Raw genomic sequence first — 15,725 nt, 5'->3', positions numbered from 1 at the left:
CGCCGGGGGCGTCTGCCCAGCCTTTATAAAGTGCGTATAATCCGCCGCCATGACCCGAACTCGAAATCCCCGTACCCCTCAGAAACGCCCGACCGGCCGCTCCCGCGCCTGGCTGGGCTGGGCTTTGAAGCTCAGCCTGGTCGGCCTGGTGTTAGTCGCCGGCTTCGCGGTTTACCTCGATGCCGTTGTCCAGGAAAAGTTTTCCGGCAAGCGCTGGACCATCCCGGCCAAGGTGTATGCCCGGCCGCTGGAGCTGTTCACCGGCCAGAAACTGAGCAAGAACGACTTCCTCACCGAGCTGGACGCGCTCGGCTACCGGCGTGAAAGCGCGGCCAACGGGCCGGGAGCGGCGGCAGTCAACGGCAACACCGTCGAGCTCAATACCCGTGGCTTCCAGTTCTACGAGGGCATGGAGCCGGCGCAGTTCGTGCGTGTGCGCTTCTCCGGCGATTACGTGGCAGGCCTTTCCGGCGCCAACGGCAAGACGCTCGACGTAGTGCGCCTGGAGCCGCTGATGATCGGCGGCATCTACCCGAAAAACCTCGAAGACCGCATCCTGATCAAGATCGACCAGGTACCGCCGTACCTGCTCGAAACCCTGGTGGCGACGGAAGACCGCGATTTCTACAGCCACTTCGGGGTGTCGCCCAAGTCCATCGCCCGAGCCATGTGGGTCAATACCTCGGCAGGTTCCATGCGCCAGGGTGGCAGCACCCTGACCCAGCAGTTGGTGAAGAACTTCTACCTCACCAGCGAGCGCAGCCTCAGCCGCAAGCTGACCGAGGCGATGATGGCCGTATTGCTGGAGCTGCACTACGACAAGCGCGAGATCCTCGAGGCCTACCTCAACGAGGTGTTCGTCGGCCAGGATGGTCAGCGTGCGGTGCACGGCTTCGGCCTCGCCAGCCAGTTCTTCTTCAGCCAACCGCTGTCGGAGCTGAAGTTGCACCAGATCGCTTTGCTGGTGGGCATGGTCAAGGGGCCGTCCTACTACAACCCGCGTCGCTATCCGGACCGCGCCCTGGCCCGCCGCAACCTGGTGCTCGACCTGGTGGCCGAGCAGGGCGTGGCCAGCCAGGCAGAAGTCGATGCAGCGAAGAAGATGCCGCTGGGCGTGACCAAGCGCGGCAGCCTGGCAGACAGCTCGTTCCCGGCCTTCCTCGACCTGGTCAAGCGTCAGCTGCGCCAGGACTACCGCGATGAAGACTTGACCGAAGAAGGCCTGCGCATCTTCACCAGCTTCGACCCGATCCTGCAGATGAAGGCCGAAACCTCGATGAGCGAGACCTTCAAGCGCCTCGCGGGGCGCAAGGGGGCGGACGAGGTTGAGTCGGCGATGGTCGTGACCAATCCGGAAACCGGTGAGGTGCAGGCGCTTATCGGCAGCCGCCAGGCCGGCTTCGCCGGCTTCAACCGCGCCATTGATGCCGTGCGGCCGATCGGTTCGCTGGTCAAGCCGGCGGTGTACCTGACCGCGCTGGAACAACCGACCAAGTACACCTTGACCAGTTGGGTGCAGGACGAGCCGTTCTCGGTCAAAGGTGCCGACGGCCAGGTCTGGCGCCCGCAGAACTACGATCGTCGCCCGCATGGCACCATCTACCTGTACCAGGGGCTGGCCAACTCCTACAACCTGTCGACTGCCAAGATCGGCCTGGAAGTGGGTGTGCCCAACGTGATCAAGACCATTGGCCGGCTGGGAGTGAACGTTGACTGGCCAGCCTTCCCGGCCATGCTGCTGGGTGCCGGCGGCATGTCGCCAATGCAGGTCGCGACGATGTACCAGACCATCGCCAACGGCGGCTTCAATACCCCGATGCGCGGTATCCGCAGCGTGCTCACCGCCGAGGGCGAGCCGCTAAAACGCTACCCGTTCCAGATCCAGCAAACCTTCGACCCGGGGGCTATCTACCTGGTGCAGAACGCCATGCAGCGGGTGATGCGCGAAGGCACCGGCCGCTCGGTGTACAACACTTTGCCGCGCAATCTCACCCTGGCGGGCAAGACCGGCACCAGTAACGATTCGCGCGACAGCTGGTTCTCCGGGTTCAGCCAGGACCTGCTGGCCGTGGTATGGATGGGGCGTGACGACAACGGCAAGACGCCATTTACTGGTGCTACCGGCGCCCTGCAGGTGTGGACCAGCTTCATGAAGAAGGCCGACCCGCTGCCGCTGGACATGCCGCAACCGGACAACGTGGTGCAGGCCTGGATTGACCCGTACAGTGGCCATGGGTCTGATGGCAGCTGTCCGGGAGCGGTGCAGATGCCGTATATTCGCGGGAGTGAACCGCCCGCCGGCGCGACCTGCGGCGGCGAGCAGGATCCAGTTGAATCGGTCATGGACTGGGTCAAGGGCTGGATGAATTAAGCACAGGCTGCATTGATGAGGTGTGACGTGAACAAGTGGCTGTTTCCTGCCGTGACGGCGCTGGCTGTGCTCCAGGGGTGCGCCAGCGTCCCGCGCGGCAATATTCCGGTGGTCGACTCGAGCACCCGGGTGTCCAACAGCGAACGCGTGACGGCCAATCGCTCTGCGGGTGGCTATAACGCGGGTACCGCGCAGGCTCAAACGCTGCCTGAAGACTCCGGCGTGACCGTGATGATCCCGCAGGGCGCTGGCGCTTCGGGCATCCAGACGTTCCCGGCGGCCAATGGCGCGGCGCCAATCAGCACCTCGCCGATTACCCCGGGGCCGATCACCCCAGGCCCAATTACCACTGGGCCGGTCACTTCGGCACCAATGACCACCAATCTGAACCCGATCGCCGACGAACCCTTCGACATCGCGGCGATGAACAGCGCCCCGCAAAGCACCAGCGCGCCAACCGGTATTCCGCGTAGCGGTGCTGCTACCGGTGGCCTGTCGGCCGACGAGCAGCTGGACGGCCCGGTGCTGGCGCTGCTGACCACCGCGAAGACCCAGCAGGGCAGCGGTGACTTCAACGGTGCCGCATCGAGCCTGGAGCGTGCTCAGCGCATTGCCCCGCGCGAGCCGCAGGTACTGTACCGTCTGGCCCAAGTACGCCTGTCGCAAGGTGATGCACCGCAGGCCGAGCAGTTGGCGCGTCGTGCCCTGACTTACGCCAATGGCCGCCCGAGCCTGCAGGCCGAGCTGTGGAACACCATCGCCCAGGCCCGCGAGAAGCAGGGTGACAGCGCTGGTGCCGCACTGGCCCGGCAAAAGGCACGGGTCAATTCGTGATGATCGAGCAGCGCATTCTGGATGTTGCCGACCACCTGCTGCTGATCGAACGTGAGCTGCAGGTGCAAGGCTGGTGGGATGACGAGCCGCCAAGCGATGAGGCACTGGCCAGTACGGTGCCTTTCGCAGTCGATACCCTCAGTTTCGAGCAGTGGCTCCAATGGATCTTCCTGCCGCGCATGAAGATCATCATCGAGTTGGGCCACCCGCTGCCCAATGCGTCCGGCATCCTGGTAATGGCTGAAACGGTATTTACCGACCGGCCAGAGCAAAGTCGTGAGCTACGCCGCCTGTTGGCAGCATTTGACCAATTGATTGCTCCTTCCGCCTGATTTCTTCAGTTTTTCCTTCAAGGGCCGCAGATTGTGGCCCTTTTTTGTGGAAATCTTATTTATTCTGCTGCTGAAGCGATTTTTAGTGGTGGCAAGAATTCATCTTGGGGAAAAATTGGCAATAATTTTTCTTGACTTGTTGGCGCCGAATCAGAAGAATCCAATCTCCGCTGTAGAGGGACTGCCAGAAGCAGACCCGCTAAGCAGATCATGAGGCGCACACCCGCGCCGACCTGTTACACCCCGCAACGCGTTACCTCGCGCTGGGTGGGAAAACCCCGCAACACTCTGGGGCGCTCCCAATACTTGCTCAGTCAGTGCTGACGTTCGCTCATGCTCTGCTTGGCAGTAAACCTATTAAGACCCGTCCAGTGAGGGCGGTATTCTGGCGTTTTAGAGGTGAACAACGTGGAGCTTTTATCTGGCGCTGAGATGGTCGTCCGCTTCTTGCGTGACGAAGGCGTTAAGCACATCTACGGGTACCCTGGTGGTGCTCTCCTGCATGTTTACGACGCGCTGTTCAAGGAACCGGAAGTCGAGCACATCCTGGTTCGTCATGAGCAGGCAGCTACCCATATGGCGGACGGCTACGCCCGCGCCACCGGCAAGGCCGGCGTGGTGCTGGTAACCTCCGGCCCGGGCGCGACCAATGCCATTACCGGTATTGCCACCGCCTACATGGATTCGATTCCGATGGTCATCCTGTCCGGCCAGGTGCCTAGCACCATGGTGGGTACCGATGCCTTCCAGGAAACCGACATGATCGGTATTTCGCGGCCGATCGTGAAGCACAGCTTCATGATCAAACATGCCAGCGAAATCCCCGAAGTTCTGAAAAAAGCATTCTACCTGGCGCAATCCGGTCGCCCAGGTCCGGTCGTGGTCGACATTCCAAAAGATATGACCAACCCGGCCGAGAAGTTCGAATACGTCTACCCGAAAAAGGTCAAGCTGCGCTCCTATAGCCCAGCGGTACGCGGCCACTCCGGCCAGATCCGCAAGGCTGCAGAGATGCTGCTGGCGGCCAAGCGCCCGATCGTCTACTCCGGTGGCGGCGTGATCCTCGGTGGTGGCTCCGAAGCCCTGACCGAAATCGCCAAGTCGCTCAACCTGCCGGTCACCAATACCCTGATGGGTCTGGGTGGCTTCCCGGGTACCGACCGCCAGTTCCTCGGCATGCTCGGCATGCACGGCAGCTTTACTGCCAACATGGCCATGCACCATGCCGACGTCATCTTCGCCGTCGGTGCCCGTTTTGACGACCGCGTGGTCAACGGCCCGGCCAAGTTCTGCCCGAACGCCAAGATCATCCATATCGACATCGACCCGGCGTCGATCTCCAAGATGATCAAGGCTGACGTGCCGATCGTCGGCCCGGTCGACAGCGTGCTCAGCGAAATGCTCGGCATCCTCAAGGAAATCGGCGAGCAGCCTGACAAGGCGGCGCTGGATGCCTGGTGGAAGCAGATCGACGAATGGCGTGGCAATGGCGAGCTGTTCCCTTACGACAAGGGCGACGGCAATGTCATCAAGCCGCAGAAAGTCATCGAGACCCTGTGCGAAGTGACCAATGGCGATGCCTTCGTCACCTCCGACGTGGGTCAGCACCAAATGTTCGCGGCGCAGTACTACCGCTTCAACAAGCCGAACCGCTGGATCAACTCCGGTGGCCTGGGCACCATGGGCTTCGGCTTCCCGGCGGCGATGGGCGTCAAGCTCAACTTCCCGGACCAGGACGTGGCCTGCGTGACCGGCGAAGGCAGCATCCAGATGAACATCCAGGAGCTGTCCACCTGCATGCAGTACGGCCTGCCGGTGAAGATCGTCAACCTGAACAACGGTGTGTTGGGCATGGTCCGTCAGTGGCAGGACATGGCCTACAACGGTCGTCACTCGCACTCGTACGTCGAGTCGCTGCCTGACTTCATCAAGCTGGCCGAGGCCTATGGCCATGTGGGTATCCGCATCACCAGCCTGAAGGACCTCAAGCCGAAGCTGGAAGAAGCGTTTGCGATGAAGGACCGCCTGGTGTTCATCGACATCGCGGTTGACCGCAGTGAGCACGTCTATCCGATGCAGATCAAGGATGGCTCGATGCGTGACATGTGGCTGAGCAAGACGGAGCGTACCTGATATGCGGCACATCATCTCCCTGCTGCTGGAAAACGAACCAGGTGCGTTGTCCCGCGTGGTCGGCCTGTTCTCCCAGCGTAACTACAACATTGAAAGCCTGACCGTGGCGCCGACCGAAGACCCGACCCTGTCGCGTCTGACGCTGACCACCGTTGGCCATGACGAAGTGATCGAACAGATCACCAAGAACCTGAACAAGCTGGTCGAAGTGGTCAAGCTCGTCGACCTGTCGGAAAGCGCTCACATCGAGCGTGAACTGATGCTGGTCAAGGTCAAGGCCACCGGTGCCCAGCGCGCCGAGATCAAGCGCACCACGGATATCTTCCGTGGCCAGATCGTCGATGTGACTGCCAGCGTGTACACCGTGCAGCTGAGCGGCACCAGCGACAAACTGGACAGCTTCATCCAGGCGATCGGCACTGCATCGATTCTCGAAACCGTGCGCAGCGGCGTTACCGGCATTGCCCGTGGCGACAAAGTGCTCAGCATCTAAATTCAAAAATTAGCGATGGCTCCGCAGGGGCCGAGATATAACCAGGGGTATTTTCATGAAAGTTTTCTACGATAAAGACTGCGACCTTTCCATCATCCAGGGTAAGAAAGTCGCCATCATCGGTTACGGTTCCCAGGGCCACGCTCAGGCGTGCAACCTGAAGGACTCCGGTGTAGATGTCACCATCGGTCTGCGTAAAGGTTCGGCCACCGTTGCCAAGGCAGAAGCCCATGGCCTGAAAGTGACCGACGTTGCCTCTGCCGTCGCTGCTGCCGACCTGGTCATGATCCTGACCCCGGACGAATTCCAGGGCCAACTGTACAAGCAGGAAATCGAGCCGAACATCAAGAAGGGCGCTACCCTGGCCTTCTCCCATGGCTTCTCGATCCACTACAACCAGGTTGTTCCACGTGCCGACCTCGACGTGATCATGATCGCGCCGAAGGCCCCGGGCCACACCGTTCGTTCCGAGTTCGTCAAGGGCGGCGGTATCCCTGACCTGATCGCCATCTACCAGGACGCCTCCGGCAACGCCAAGAATGTTGCCCTGTCGTACGCTTCGGGCGTAGGCGGCGGCCGTACCGGCATCATCGAAACCACCTTCAAGGACGAGACCGAAACCGACCTGTTCGGTGAGCAGGCTGTTCTGTGTGGCGGTACCGTCGAGCTGGTCAAGGCCGGTTTCGAAACCCTGGTCGAAGCTGGCTACGCGCCGGAAATGGCCTACTTCGAGTGCCTGCACGAACTGAAGCTGATCGTTGACCTCATGTACGAAGGCGGCATCGCCAACATGAACTACTCGATCTCCAACAACGCCGAGTACGGTGAGTACGTAACCGGCCCGGAAGTCATCAACGAAGAATCCCGCAAGGCCATGCGCAATGCCCTGAAGCGCATCCAGGACGGCGAGTACGCGAAGATGTTCATCTCCGAAGGTGCTACCAACTACCCATCGATGACCGCCAAGCGCCGCAACAACGCCGCTCACGGCATCGAGATCATCGGCGAGCAGCTGCGCTCGATGATGCCGTGGATCTCGGCTAACAAAATCGTCGACAAGACCAAGAACTAAGTCTTATCGAAAGATGAAAAACGCGGCTTCGGCCGCGTTTTTTCGTTCTGACAGTCAGCTTCTGGTATAAAGCAGACCAGTGGCCTGCCGTCAGAACCTGTTTTGCAGGTCCGTGTCGAACATTTTCCATCCTGTTGCAAGGTACCCTCCATGAGCGAACGTCCCGAAGAGCCGAACAAGCCCTCCGACGCCGAAAGCCTGCTACCTGTCGATGAGCACGTTGAAGAAGGGCATGACGCCGAAGGGCGCAAGGTACGCCATCGTGGCATCTACCTGCTGCCCAACCTGTTTACCACCGCCAACCTGTTTGCCGGTTTCTATTCCATCATCAGCTCGATGAGCGCGCAGAGCGCTCTGAGTGCCGGTGACCCGCGCGAGGCGAGCAAGTACTTTGCCTTCGCTGCGATCGCCATCTTCGTGGCCATGGTGCTCGACGGCCTGGATGGCCGTGTCGCGCGCATGACCAATACACAGAGCGCCTTTGGTGCCGAGTACGACTCACTGTCGGACATGGTTGCCTTTGGTGTCGCTCCGGCCTTGCTGGCCTTTGGCTGGGCGCTGGGTGACATGGGCAAGGTTGGCTGGATGGTTGCCTTCATCTATGTGGCCGGTGCAGCACTGCGCCTGGCACGCTTCAATACCCAGGTCGGCACCGCCGACAAGCGCTACTTCATCGGCCTTGCCAGTCCTGCTGCTGCGGGTGTGGTCGCGGGTACCGTGTGGGCGTTCAGCGACTACGGCATCCAGGGCTCCAAGCTGTCGTTCCTGGTGGCGCTGCTGGTGGCTGCTGCCGGCATGCTGATGGTCAGCAACATCAAGTACAACAGCTTCAAGGAGCTGGACCTGAAGGGGCGTGTGCCGTTCGTGGCTATCCTGGCCGTGGTGCTGGTGTTTGCCGTGGTGTTCAGCGACCCGCCGCGTATCCTGCTGCTGATCTTCCTCGCCTATGCGGCTTCGGGCCCGATTCAGTTCCTGCTGAAGTCACGCCGTCGCAAAGCGTGACAATCATTTAATGCTGGAATAACCCGCCGGCTCCATAGTCTTACTGGTACATCCGTTATCCAGTGCTGTGGAGCCGCTCATGCTCATCAAGCTTCCTAGGTCTTCCGAGTGCAAAGCGTCGGAGATCACCCCCGAAGGCATCTACCTCTCCCGTCGTACCCTGCTGGGTGGCTCGTTGGCTGGCCTGGCCTTGGGCGCTTTGCCGAGCATGGCGCGCGCAGCTGAAGCCAGCCGTTACGCCGATGTCGAGGCGGGCAGGGCGCCTGGCTGGTTCAATGAAAAGCTCGCAGCTACCCGATGGCAGGCAGTAACGGTCAAGGGTGAGGCAATCACGCCGTTCAAGGATGCCACCCACTACAACAACTTCTACGAGTTCGGGCCCGACAAGGGTGACCCGGCGGCCAATGGCGACAGCCTGAAGACCGAACCGTGGAGCGTTGTGGTCGATGGCGAAGTGGGTAAGCCCGGCCGCTATGCGCTGGAGGACTTCGTCAAACCGTACCAGCTCGAGGAGCGCATCTACCGGCTGCGGTGCGTGGAGGCGTGGTCGATGGTCATTCCGTGGCTGGGCTTCCCGTTGGCGCAGGTGCTCAAGCAGGTCGAGCCGACATCCAAGGCACGTTATGTGCGCTTCGAAACCCTGAAAGACCCGGAGCACATGCCGGGGCAGCGTTCGGGGTTCGCCTTGATCGACTGGCCTTATAGAGAAGGCTTGCGCCTGGATGAGGCAATGCATCCTTTAGCGATCCTGGCGGTCGGGATGTATGGCCGGGAGCTGCCCAACCAGAATGGCGCACCGTTGCGGCTGGTGGTGCCGTGGAAGTATGGCTTCAAGAGCATCAAGTCGATTGTGCGTATCAGCCTGGTGGCGGAGCAGCCGGGCACCACCTGGGAAGGGCTGGCGCCGGATGAATATGGGTTCTATGCCAATGTGAACCCGACGGTCGACCACCCGCGTTGGAGCCAGGCGCGTGAACGGCGGCTGCCCAGCGGGCTGTTCAGTCCCAATGTGCGGGAAACCCAGATGTTCAATGGCTATGCCGATGAAGTGGCGTCGCTGTATACCGGGCTTGATCTGCGGAAGAACTACTGATGCGTTACCCCTGGTTTCGTCTGGCCATCTTCATCGTGGGATGCCTGTTCCCAGTCTGGTGGTTGTATGAGGCGGCGATGAATCTGCTAGGGCCTGATCCCGGAAAGATCATGATGGACCGGCTTGGGCTCGGGGCGCTGACCTTCCTGCTGGTTACCTTGGGCATGACGCCGCTGCAGAAGCTGACGGGATGGTCGGGCTGGATCGTGGTGCGCCGGCAACTGGGGTTATGGGTGTTTGCCTATATCGTGCTGCACATCCTGGCTTACCTGTTCTTTATCCTTGGGCTGGACTGGGGGCAGTTGGCGGTGGAGTTGCGCAAGCGGCCATACATAATTGTGGGTGCGCTTGGGTTTCTTGGATTGCTGGCCCTGGCGGTTACCTCGAATCGGTATAGCCAGCGGCGCCTGGGTGTGCGTTGGAAGAAGCTGCACCGGTTGGTGTACGTGATACTTGGGTTGGGGTTGCTGCATTTCTTGTGGATCGTGCGCTCGGATCTGCGGGAGTGGGCTATCTATGCGGTTATTGGGGCTGTGTTGATGGTGTTGCGGGTTCCCGCGGTTTCGCGGGTGCTGCCCAGGGTTGGTCGGAGGCAGGGGAGGGTGGTTTGAGCGTTTACTTCAATTTCTTGAAATTAAAGGTTGACGCCCTCTCGAATCCCCTTATAATGCGCCCCACTTCCAGCGACATCGGAACGACAAACTTATTGAAATTCAACAAGTTAGGTTGTTCGGAAAGAGTTGAAAGGGCTACGATCAAATGATCGGCAGCGGTTGAGATGATGGTTGACAGCGTTTCTAAACGCTGTATGATTCGCCTCCCGCTACGAGAGATCGCAGCGAGTCAAGTGTTTGAAGCTAAACGAGTTTCTCGCAAAAAACTTCAAAATAAACGCTTGACAGCAAATGAGGGAAGCGTAGAATGCGCGCCTCGGTTGAGACGAAACGCTCTTAACCAAACGCTCTTTAACAAATCGAATCAAGCAATTCGTGTGGGTGCTTGTGAGTGCGGACTGATAGTCACAAAGATTATCGGCATCACAAGTGGCCATGCGAGAAATCACATAGTCATTTGAGATTGCTGAGCCAAGTTTAGGGTTTCTTAAAAACCCAAGCAGTATTGAACTGAAGAGTTTGATCATGGCTCAGATTGAACGCTGGCGGCAGGCCTAACACATGCAAGTCGAGCGGATGACGGGAGCTTGCTCCTTGATTCAGCGGCGGACGGGTGAGTAATGCCTAGGAATCTGCCTGGTAGTGGGGGGCAACGTTTCGAAAGGAACGCTAATACCGCATACGTCCTACGGGAGAAAGCAGGGGACCTTCGGGCCTTGCGCTATCAGATGAGCCTAGGTCGGATTAGCTAGTTGGTGAGGTAATGGCTCACCAAGGCGACGATCCGTAACTGGTCTGAGAGGATGATCAGTCACACTGGAACTGAGACACGGTCCAGACTCCTACGGGAGGCAGCAGTGGGGAATATTGGACAATGGGCGAAAGCCTGATCCAGCCATGCCGCGTGTGTGAAGAAGGTCTTCGGATTGTAAAGCACTTTAAGTTGGGAGGAAGGGCAGTAAGTTAATACCTTGCTGTTTTGACGTTACCGACAGAATAAGCACCGGCTAACTCTGTGCCAGCAGCCGCGGTAATACAGAGGGTGCAAGCGTTAATCGGAATTACTGGGCGTAAAGCGCGCGTAGGTGGTTCGTTAAGTTGGATGTGAAAGCCCCGGGCTCAACCTGGGAACTGCATCCAAAACTGGCGAGCTAGAGTACGGTAGAGGGTGGTGGAATTTCCTGTGTAGCGGTGAAATGCGTAGATATAGGAAGGAACACCAGTGGCGAAGGCGACCACCTGGACTGATACTGACACTGAGGTGCGAAAGCGTGGGGAGCAAACAGGATTAGATACCCTGGTAGTCCACGCCGTAAACGATGTCAACTAGCCGTTGGAATCCTTGAGATTTTAGTGGCGCAGCTAACGCATTAAGTTGACCGCCTGGGGAGTACGGCCGCAAGGTTAAAACTCAAATGAATTGACGGGGGCCCGCACAAGCGGTGGAGCATGTGGTTTAATTCGAAGCAACGCGAAGAACCTTACCAGGCCTTGACATGCAGAGAACTTTCCAGAGATGGATTGGTGCCTTCGGGAACTCTGACACAGGTGCTGCATGGCTGTCGTCAGCTCGTGTCGTGAGATGTTGGGTTAAGTCCCGTAACGAGCGCAACCCTTGTCCTTAGTTACCAGCACGTTATGGTGGGCACTCTAAGGAGACTGCCGGTGACAAACCGGAGGAAGGTGGGGATGACGTCAAGTCATCATGGCCCTTACGGCCTGGGCTACACACGTGCTACAATGGTCGGTACAGAGGGTTGCCAAGCCGCGAGGTGGAGCTAATCTCACAAAACCGATCGTAGTCCGGATCGCAGTCTGCAACTCGACTGCGTGAAGTCGGAATCGCTAGTAATCGCGAATCAGAATGTCGCGGTGAATACGTTCCCGGGCCTTGTACACACCGCCCGTCACACCATGGGAGTGGGTTGCACCAGAAGTAGCTAGTCTAACCTTCGGGAGGACGGTTACCACGGTGTGATTCATGACTGGGGTGAAGTCGTAACAAGGTAGCCGTAGGGGAACCTGCGGCTGGATCACCTCCTTAATCGACGACATCAGCCTGCTGATGAGCACCCACACGAATTGCTTGATTCATTGTAGAAGACGATGCTGTAACGCGACCCTGTTATAGGTCTGTAGCTCAGTTGGTTAGAGCGCACCCCTGATAAGGGTGAGGTCGGCAGTTCAAATCTGCCCAGACCTACCATTACACGGTTCAGCCGTAGAATACACGGGGCCATAGCTCAGCTGGGAGAGCGCCTGCCTTGCACGCAGGAGGTCAGCGGTTCGATCCCGCTTGGCTCCACCACTTTCGCCGTACGCAGTAGCTTGTCAGAACTTAGAAATGAACATTCAGCTCGAATGTTGATTTCTGGCTTTTGTCAGATCGTTCTTTAAAAATTCGGATATGTGATAGATATAGACTGATGGCCAGTTTCACTGCTGGTTAATCAGGCTAAGGTAAAATTTGTGAGTTCTGCTTGAAAGAGCAACATGCGAATTTTCGGCGAATGTCGTCTTCACAGTATAACCAGATTGCTTGGGGTTATATGGTCAAGTGAAGAAGCGCATACGGTGGATGCCTTGGCAGTCAGAGGCGATGAAAGACGTGGTAGCCTGCGATAAGCTTTGGGGAGTCGGCAAACAGACTGTGATCCAGAGATCTCTGAATGGGGGAACCCACTCAGCATAAGCTGAGTATCTTGTACTGAATACATAGGTGCAAGAGGCGAACCAGGGGAACTGAAACATCTAAGTACCCTGAGGAAAAGAAATCAACCGAGATTCCCTTAGTAGTGGCGAGCGAACGGGGACCAGCCCTTAAGTTGATTTGAGATTAGTGGAACGCTCTGGAAAGTGCGGCCATAGTGGGTGATAGCCCCGTACACGAAAATCTCTTGTCAATGAAATCGAGTAGGACGGAGCACGAGAAACTTTGTCTGAATATGGGGGGACCATCCTCCAAGGCTAAATACTACTGACTGACCGATAGTGAACCAGTACCGTGAGGGAAAGGCGAAAAGAACCCCGGAGAGGGGAGTGAAATAGAACCTGAAACCGTATGCGTACAAGCAGTGGGAGCCTACTTTGTTAGGTGACTGCGTACCTTTTGTATAATGGGTCAGCGACTTATATTCAGTGGCGAGCTTAACCGAATAGGGGAGGCGTAGCGAAAGCGAGTCTTAATAGGGCGTTTAGTCGCTGGGTATAGACCCGAAACCGGGCGATCTATCCATGGGCAGGTTGAAGGTTAGGTAACACTGACTGGAGGACCGAACCGACTACCGTTGAAAAGTTAGCGGATGACCTGTGGATCGGAGTGAAAGGCTAATCAAGCTCGGAGATAGCTGGTTCTCCTCGAAAGCTATTTAGGTAGCGCCTCATGTATCACTCCAGGGGGTAGAGCACTGTTTCGGCTAGGGGGTCATCCCGACTTACCAAACCGATGCAAACTCCGAATACCTGGAAGTGCCGAGCATGGGAGACACACGGCGGGTGCTAACGTCCGTCGTGAAAAGGGAAACAACCCAGACCGTCAGCTAAGGTCCCAAAGTCATGGTTAAGTGGGAAACGATGTGGGAAGGCTTAGACAGCTAGGAGGTTGGCTTAGAAGCAGCCACCCTTTAAAGAAAGCGTAATAGCTCACTAGTCGAGTCGGCCTGCGCGGAAGATGTAACGGGGCTCAAACCATGCACCGAAGCTACGGGTGTCATCTTTGATGACGCGGTAGAGGAGCGTTCTGTAAGCCTGTGAAGGTGAGTTGAGAAGCTTGCTGGAGGTATCAGAAGTGCGAATGCTGACATGAGTAACGACAATGCGAGTGAAAAACTCGCACGCCGAAAGACCAAGGTTTCCTGCGCAACGTTAATCGACGCAGGGTTAGTCGGTCCCTAAGGCGAGGCTGAAAAGCGTAGTCGATGGAAAACAGGTTAATATTCCTGTACTTCCAGTTATTGCGATGGAGGGACGGAGAAGGTTAGGCCAGCCTGGCGTTGGTTGTCCAGGTTTAAGGTGGTAGGCTGAAATCTTAGGCAAATCCGGGATTTCAAGGCCGAGAGCTGATGACGAGTTGCCTTCAGGCGACGAAGTGGTTGATACCATGCTTCCAAGAAAAGCTCCTAAGCTTCAGATAACTGGGAACCGTACCCCAAACCGACACAGGTGGTTAGGTAGAGAATACCAAGGCGCTTGAGAGAACTCGGGTGAAGGAACTAGGCAAAATGGCACCGTAACTTCGGGAGAAGGTGCGCCGGCGAGGGTGAAGGACTTGCTCCGTAAGCCCATGCCGGTCGAAGATACCAGGCCGCTGCGACTGTTTATTAAAAACACAGCACTCTGCAAACACGAAAGTGGACGTATAGGGTGTGACGCCTGCCCGGTGCCGGAAGGTTAATTGATGGGGTTAGCGCAAGCGAAGCTCTTGATCGAAGCCCCGGTAAACGGCGGCCGTAACTATAACGGTCCTAAGGTAGCGAAATTCCTTGTCGGGTAAGTTCCGACCTGCACGAATGGCGTAACGATGGCGGCGCTGTCTCCACCCGAGACTCAGTGAAATTGAAATCGCTGTGAAGATGCAGTGTATCCGCGGCTAGACGGAAAGACCCCGTGAACCTTTACTATAGCTTTGCACTGGACTTTGAATTTGCTTGTGTAGGATAGGTGGGAGGCTTTGAAGTGGGGACGCCAGTTCTCATGGAGCCATCCTTGAAATACCACCCTGGCAATTTTGAGGTTCTAACTCAGGTCCGTTATCCGGATCGAGGACAGTGTATGGTGGGTAGTTTGACTGGGGCGGTCTCCTCCCAAAGAGTAACGGAGGAGTACGAAGGTGCGCTCAGACCGGTCGGAAATCGGTCGTAGAGTATAAAGGCAAAAGCGCGCTTGACTGCGAGACAAACACGTCGAGCAGGTACGAAAGTAGGTCTTAGTGATCCGGTGGTTCTGTATGGAAGGGCCATCGCTCAACGGATAAAAGGTACTCCGGGGATAACAGGCTGATACCGCCCAAGAGTTCATATCGACGGCGGTGTTTGGCACCTCGATGTCGGCTCATCACATCCTGGGGCTGAAGCCGGTCCCAAGGGTATGGCTGTTCGCCATTTAAAGTGGTACGCGAGCTGGGTTTAGAACGTCGTGAGACAGTTCGGTCCCTATCTGCCGTGGACGTTTGAGATTTGAGAGGGGCTGCTCCTAGTACGAGAGGACCGGAGTGGACGAACCTCTGGTGTTCCGGTTGTCACGCCAGTGGCATTGCCGGGTAGCTATGTTCGGAAGAGATAACCGCTGAAAGCATCTAAGCGGGAAACTTGCCTCAAGATGAGATCTCACTGGGATCTTGAATCCCCTAAAGGGCCGTCGAAGACTACGACGTTGATAGGTTGGGTGTGTAAGCGCTGTGAGGCGTTGAGCTAACCAATACTAATTGCCCGTGAGGCTTGACCATATAACACCCAAGCAATTTGCTAGCGCAGATTGCGGTGGTGAAGACGAAACGACCGAAAGTTCGCAACATCACAAATATCGCATATCCGGATTCGCTGGGCTGTCCATCTGGACATTCTGGCAACAGAATTTCTTGACGACCATAGAGCATTGGAACCACCTGATCCCATCCCGAACTCAGTAGTGAAACGATGCATCGCCGATGGTAGTGTGGGGTTTCCCCATGTGAGAGTAGGTCATCGTCAAGATTCATTTCGCAAAACCCCTATCTGCGCATGCAGGTAGGGGTTTTGTCTTTGTGGTGCAAAAAATCCCAAGCATACGCCGCCCCTGTGGGAG

At 57.4% G+C, this 15,725-nt stretch carries 9 protein-coding genes, 2 tRNA genes and 3 rRNA genes; all 14 read left to right on the top strand.

Translation table 11 applies throughout. The features are described 5' to 3' along the window. The first annotated feature begins 49 nt into the window (after window positions 1–49). The 14 genes from mrcB to rrf all read left to right on the top strand — a co-directional run bounded on the left by mrcB (window position 50) and on the right by rrf (window position 15,634). Complete coding sequence (gene mrcB / locus KDB76_RS24565; protein ID WP_038410152.1) at window positions 50–2,371, top strand: penicillin-binding protein 1B; 2,322 nt, start codon at window positions 50–52, stop codon at window positions 2,369–2,371. Window positions 2,372–2,386: 15 nt separating this feature from the next. After that, a complete protein-coding gene (locus KDB76_RS24560) occupies window positions 2,387–3,205 on the top strand; it encodes a tetratricopeptide repeat protein (protein ID WP_038410151.1) in 819 nt (272 codons plus the stop codon). After that, a complete protein-coding gene (locus KDB76_RS24555; RefSeq protein WP_031324603.1) occupies window positions 3,205–3,537 on the top strand; it encodes a YqcC family protein in 333 nt (110 codons plus the stop codon). The genes KDB76_RS24560 and KDB76_RS24555 overlap by 1 nt, the downstream gene beginning before the upstream one ends. A gap of 408 nt (window positions 3,538–3,945) precedes the next feature. After that, a complete protein-coding gene (locus KDB76_RS24550; RefSeq protein ID WP_015271834.1) occupies window positions 3,946–5,670 on the top strand; it encodes an acetolactate synthase 3 large subunit in 1,725 nt (574 codons plus the stop codon). A gap of 1 nt (window position 5,671) precedes the next feature. After that, window positions 5,672–6,163 (top strand): acetolactate synthase small subunit, encoded by a 492-nt coding sequence (gene ilvN, locus KDB76_RS24545; RefSeq protein ID WP_003250040.1) that lies wholly within the window; start codon window positions 5,672–5,674, stop codon window positions 6,161–6,163. Window positions 6,164–6,218: 55 nt separating this feature from the next. After that, window positions 6,219–7,235, top strand: coding sequence for a ketol-acid reductoisomerase (gene ilvC, locus KDB76_RS24540; RefSeq protein WP_013974255.1), 1,017 nt, complete (start codon window positions 6,219–6,221; stop codon window positions 7,233–7,235). A 150-nt stretch (window positions 7,236–7,385) separates the two neighbouring features. Beyond that, entirely contained in the window at window positions 7,386–8,237 is an 852-nt protein-coding gene (pssA, locus tag KDB76_RS24535) for a CDP-diacylglycerol--serine O-phosphatidyltransferase (protein ID WP_009685387.1), read from the top strand. A 79-nt stretch (window positions 8,238–8,316) separates the two neighbouring features. Beyond that, window positions 8,317–9,330: a protein-methionine-sulfoxide reductase catalytic subunit MsrP gene (msrP, locus tag KDB76_RS24530; protein ID WP_015271833.1), complete on the top strand. Its 1,014-nt coding sequence runs from the start codon at window positions 8,317–8,319 to the stop codon at window positions 9,328–9,330. Then, window positions 9,330–9,941: a protein-methionine-sulfoxide reductase heme-binding subunit MsrQ gene (gene msrQ / locus KDB76_RS24525; RefSeq protein WP_013974253.1), complete on the top strand. Its 612-nt coding sequence runs from the start codon at window positions 9,330–9,332 to the stop codon at window positions 9,939–9,941. Before msrP ends, msrQ begins: the two co-directional genes overlap by 1 nt. A gap of 510 nt (window positions 9,942–10,451) precedes the next feature. Beyond that, window positions 10,452–11,988: ribosomal RNA gene (locus KDB76_RS24520) — 16S ribosomal RNA — on the top strand. 85 nt (window positions 11,989–12,073) lie between these two features. Continuing rightward, window positions 12,074–12,150 (top strand) — tRNA-Ile (locus KDB76_RS24515). A 26-nt stretch (window positions 12,151–12,176) separates the two neighbouring features. Then, window positions 12,177–12,252 (top strand) — tRNA-Ala (locus KDB76_RS24510). A 243-nt stretch (window positions 12,253–12,495) separates the two neighbouring features. Then, a 23S ribosomal RNA gene (locus tag KDB76_RS24505) occupies window positions 12,496–15,387 on the top strand. A gap of 131 nt (window positions 15,388–15,518) precedes the next feature. After that, a 5S ribosomal RNA gene (gene rrf / locus KDB76_RS24500) occupies window positions 15,519–15,634 on the top strand. Together the 16S, 23S and 5S rRNA genes with 2 tRNA genes alongside form the textbook arrangement of a ribosomal RNA operon. Window positions 15,635–15,725: the final 91 nt, after the last annotated feature.

Source organism: Pseudomonas sp. JS425 (assembly GCF_018223845.1).
GTDB classification, from domain to species: Bacteria; Pseudomonadota; Gammaproteobacteria; order Pseudomonadales; family Pseudomonadaceae; genus Aquipseudomonas; species Aquipseudomonas asiatica.
The sequence above is the reverse complement of the archived record's forward strand: the minus strand, read 5'-3'. Positions and strand labels throughout refer to the sequence as shown.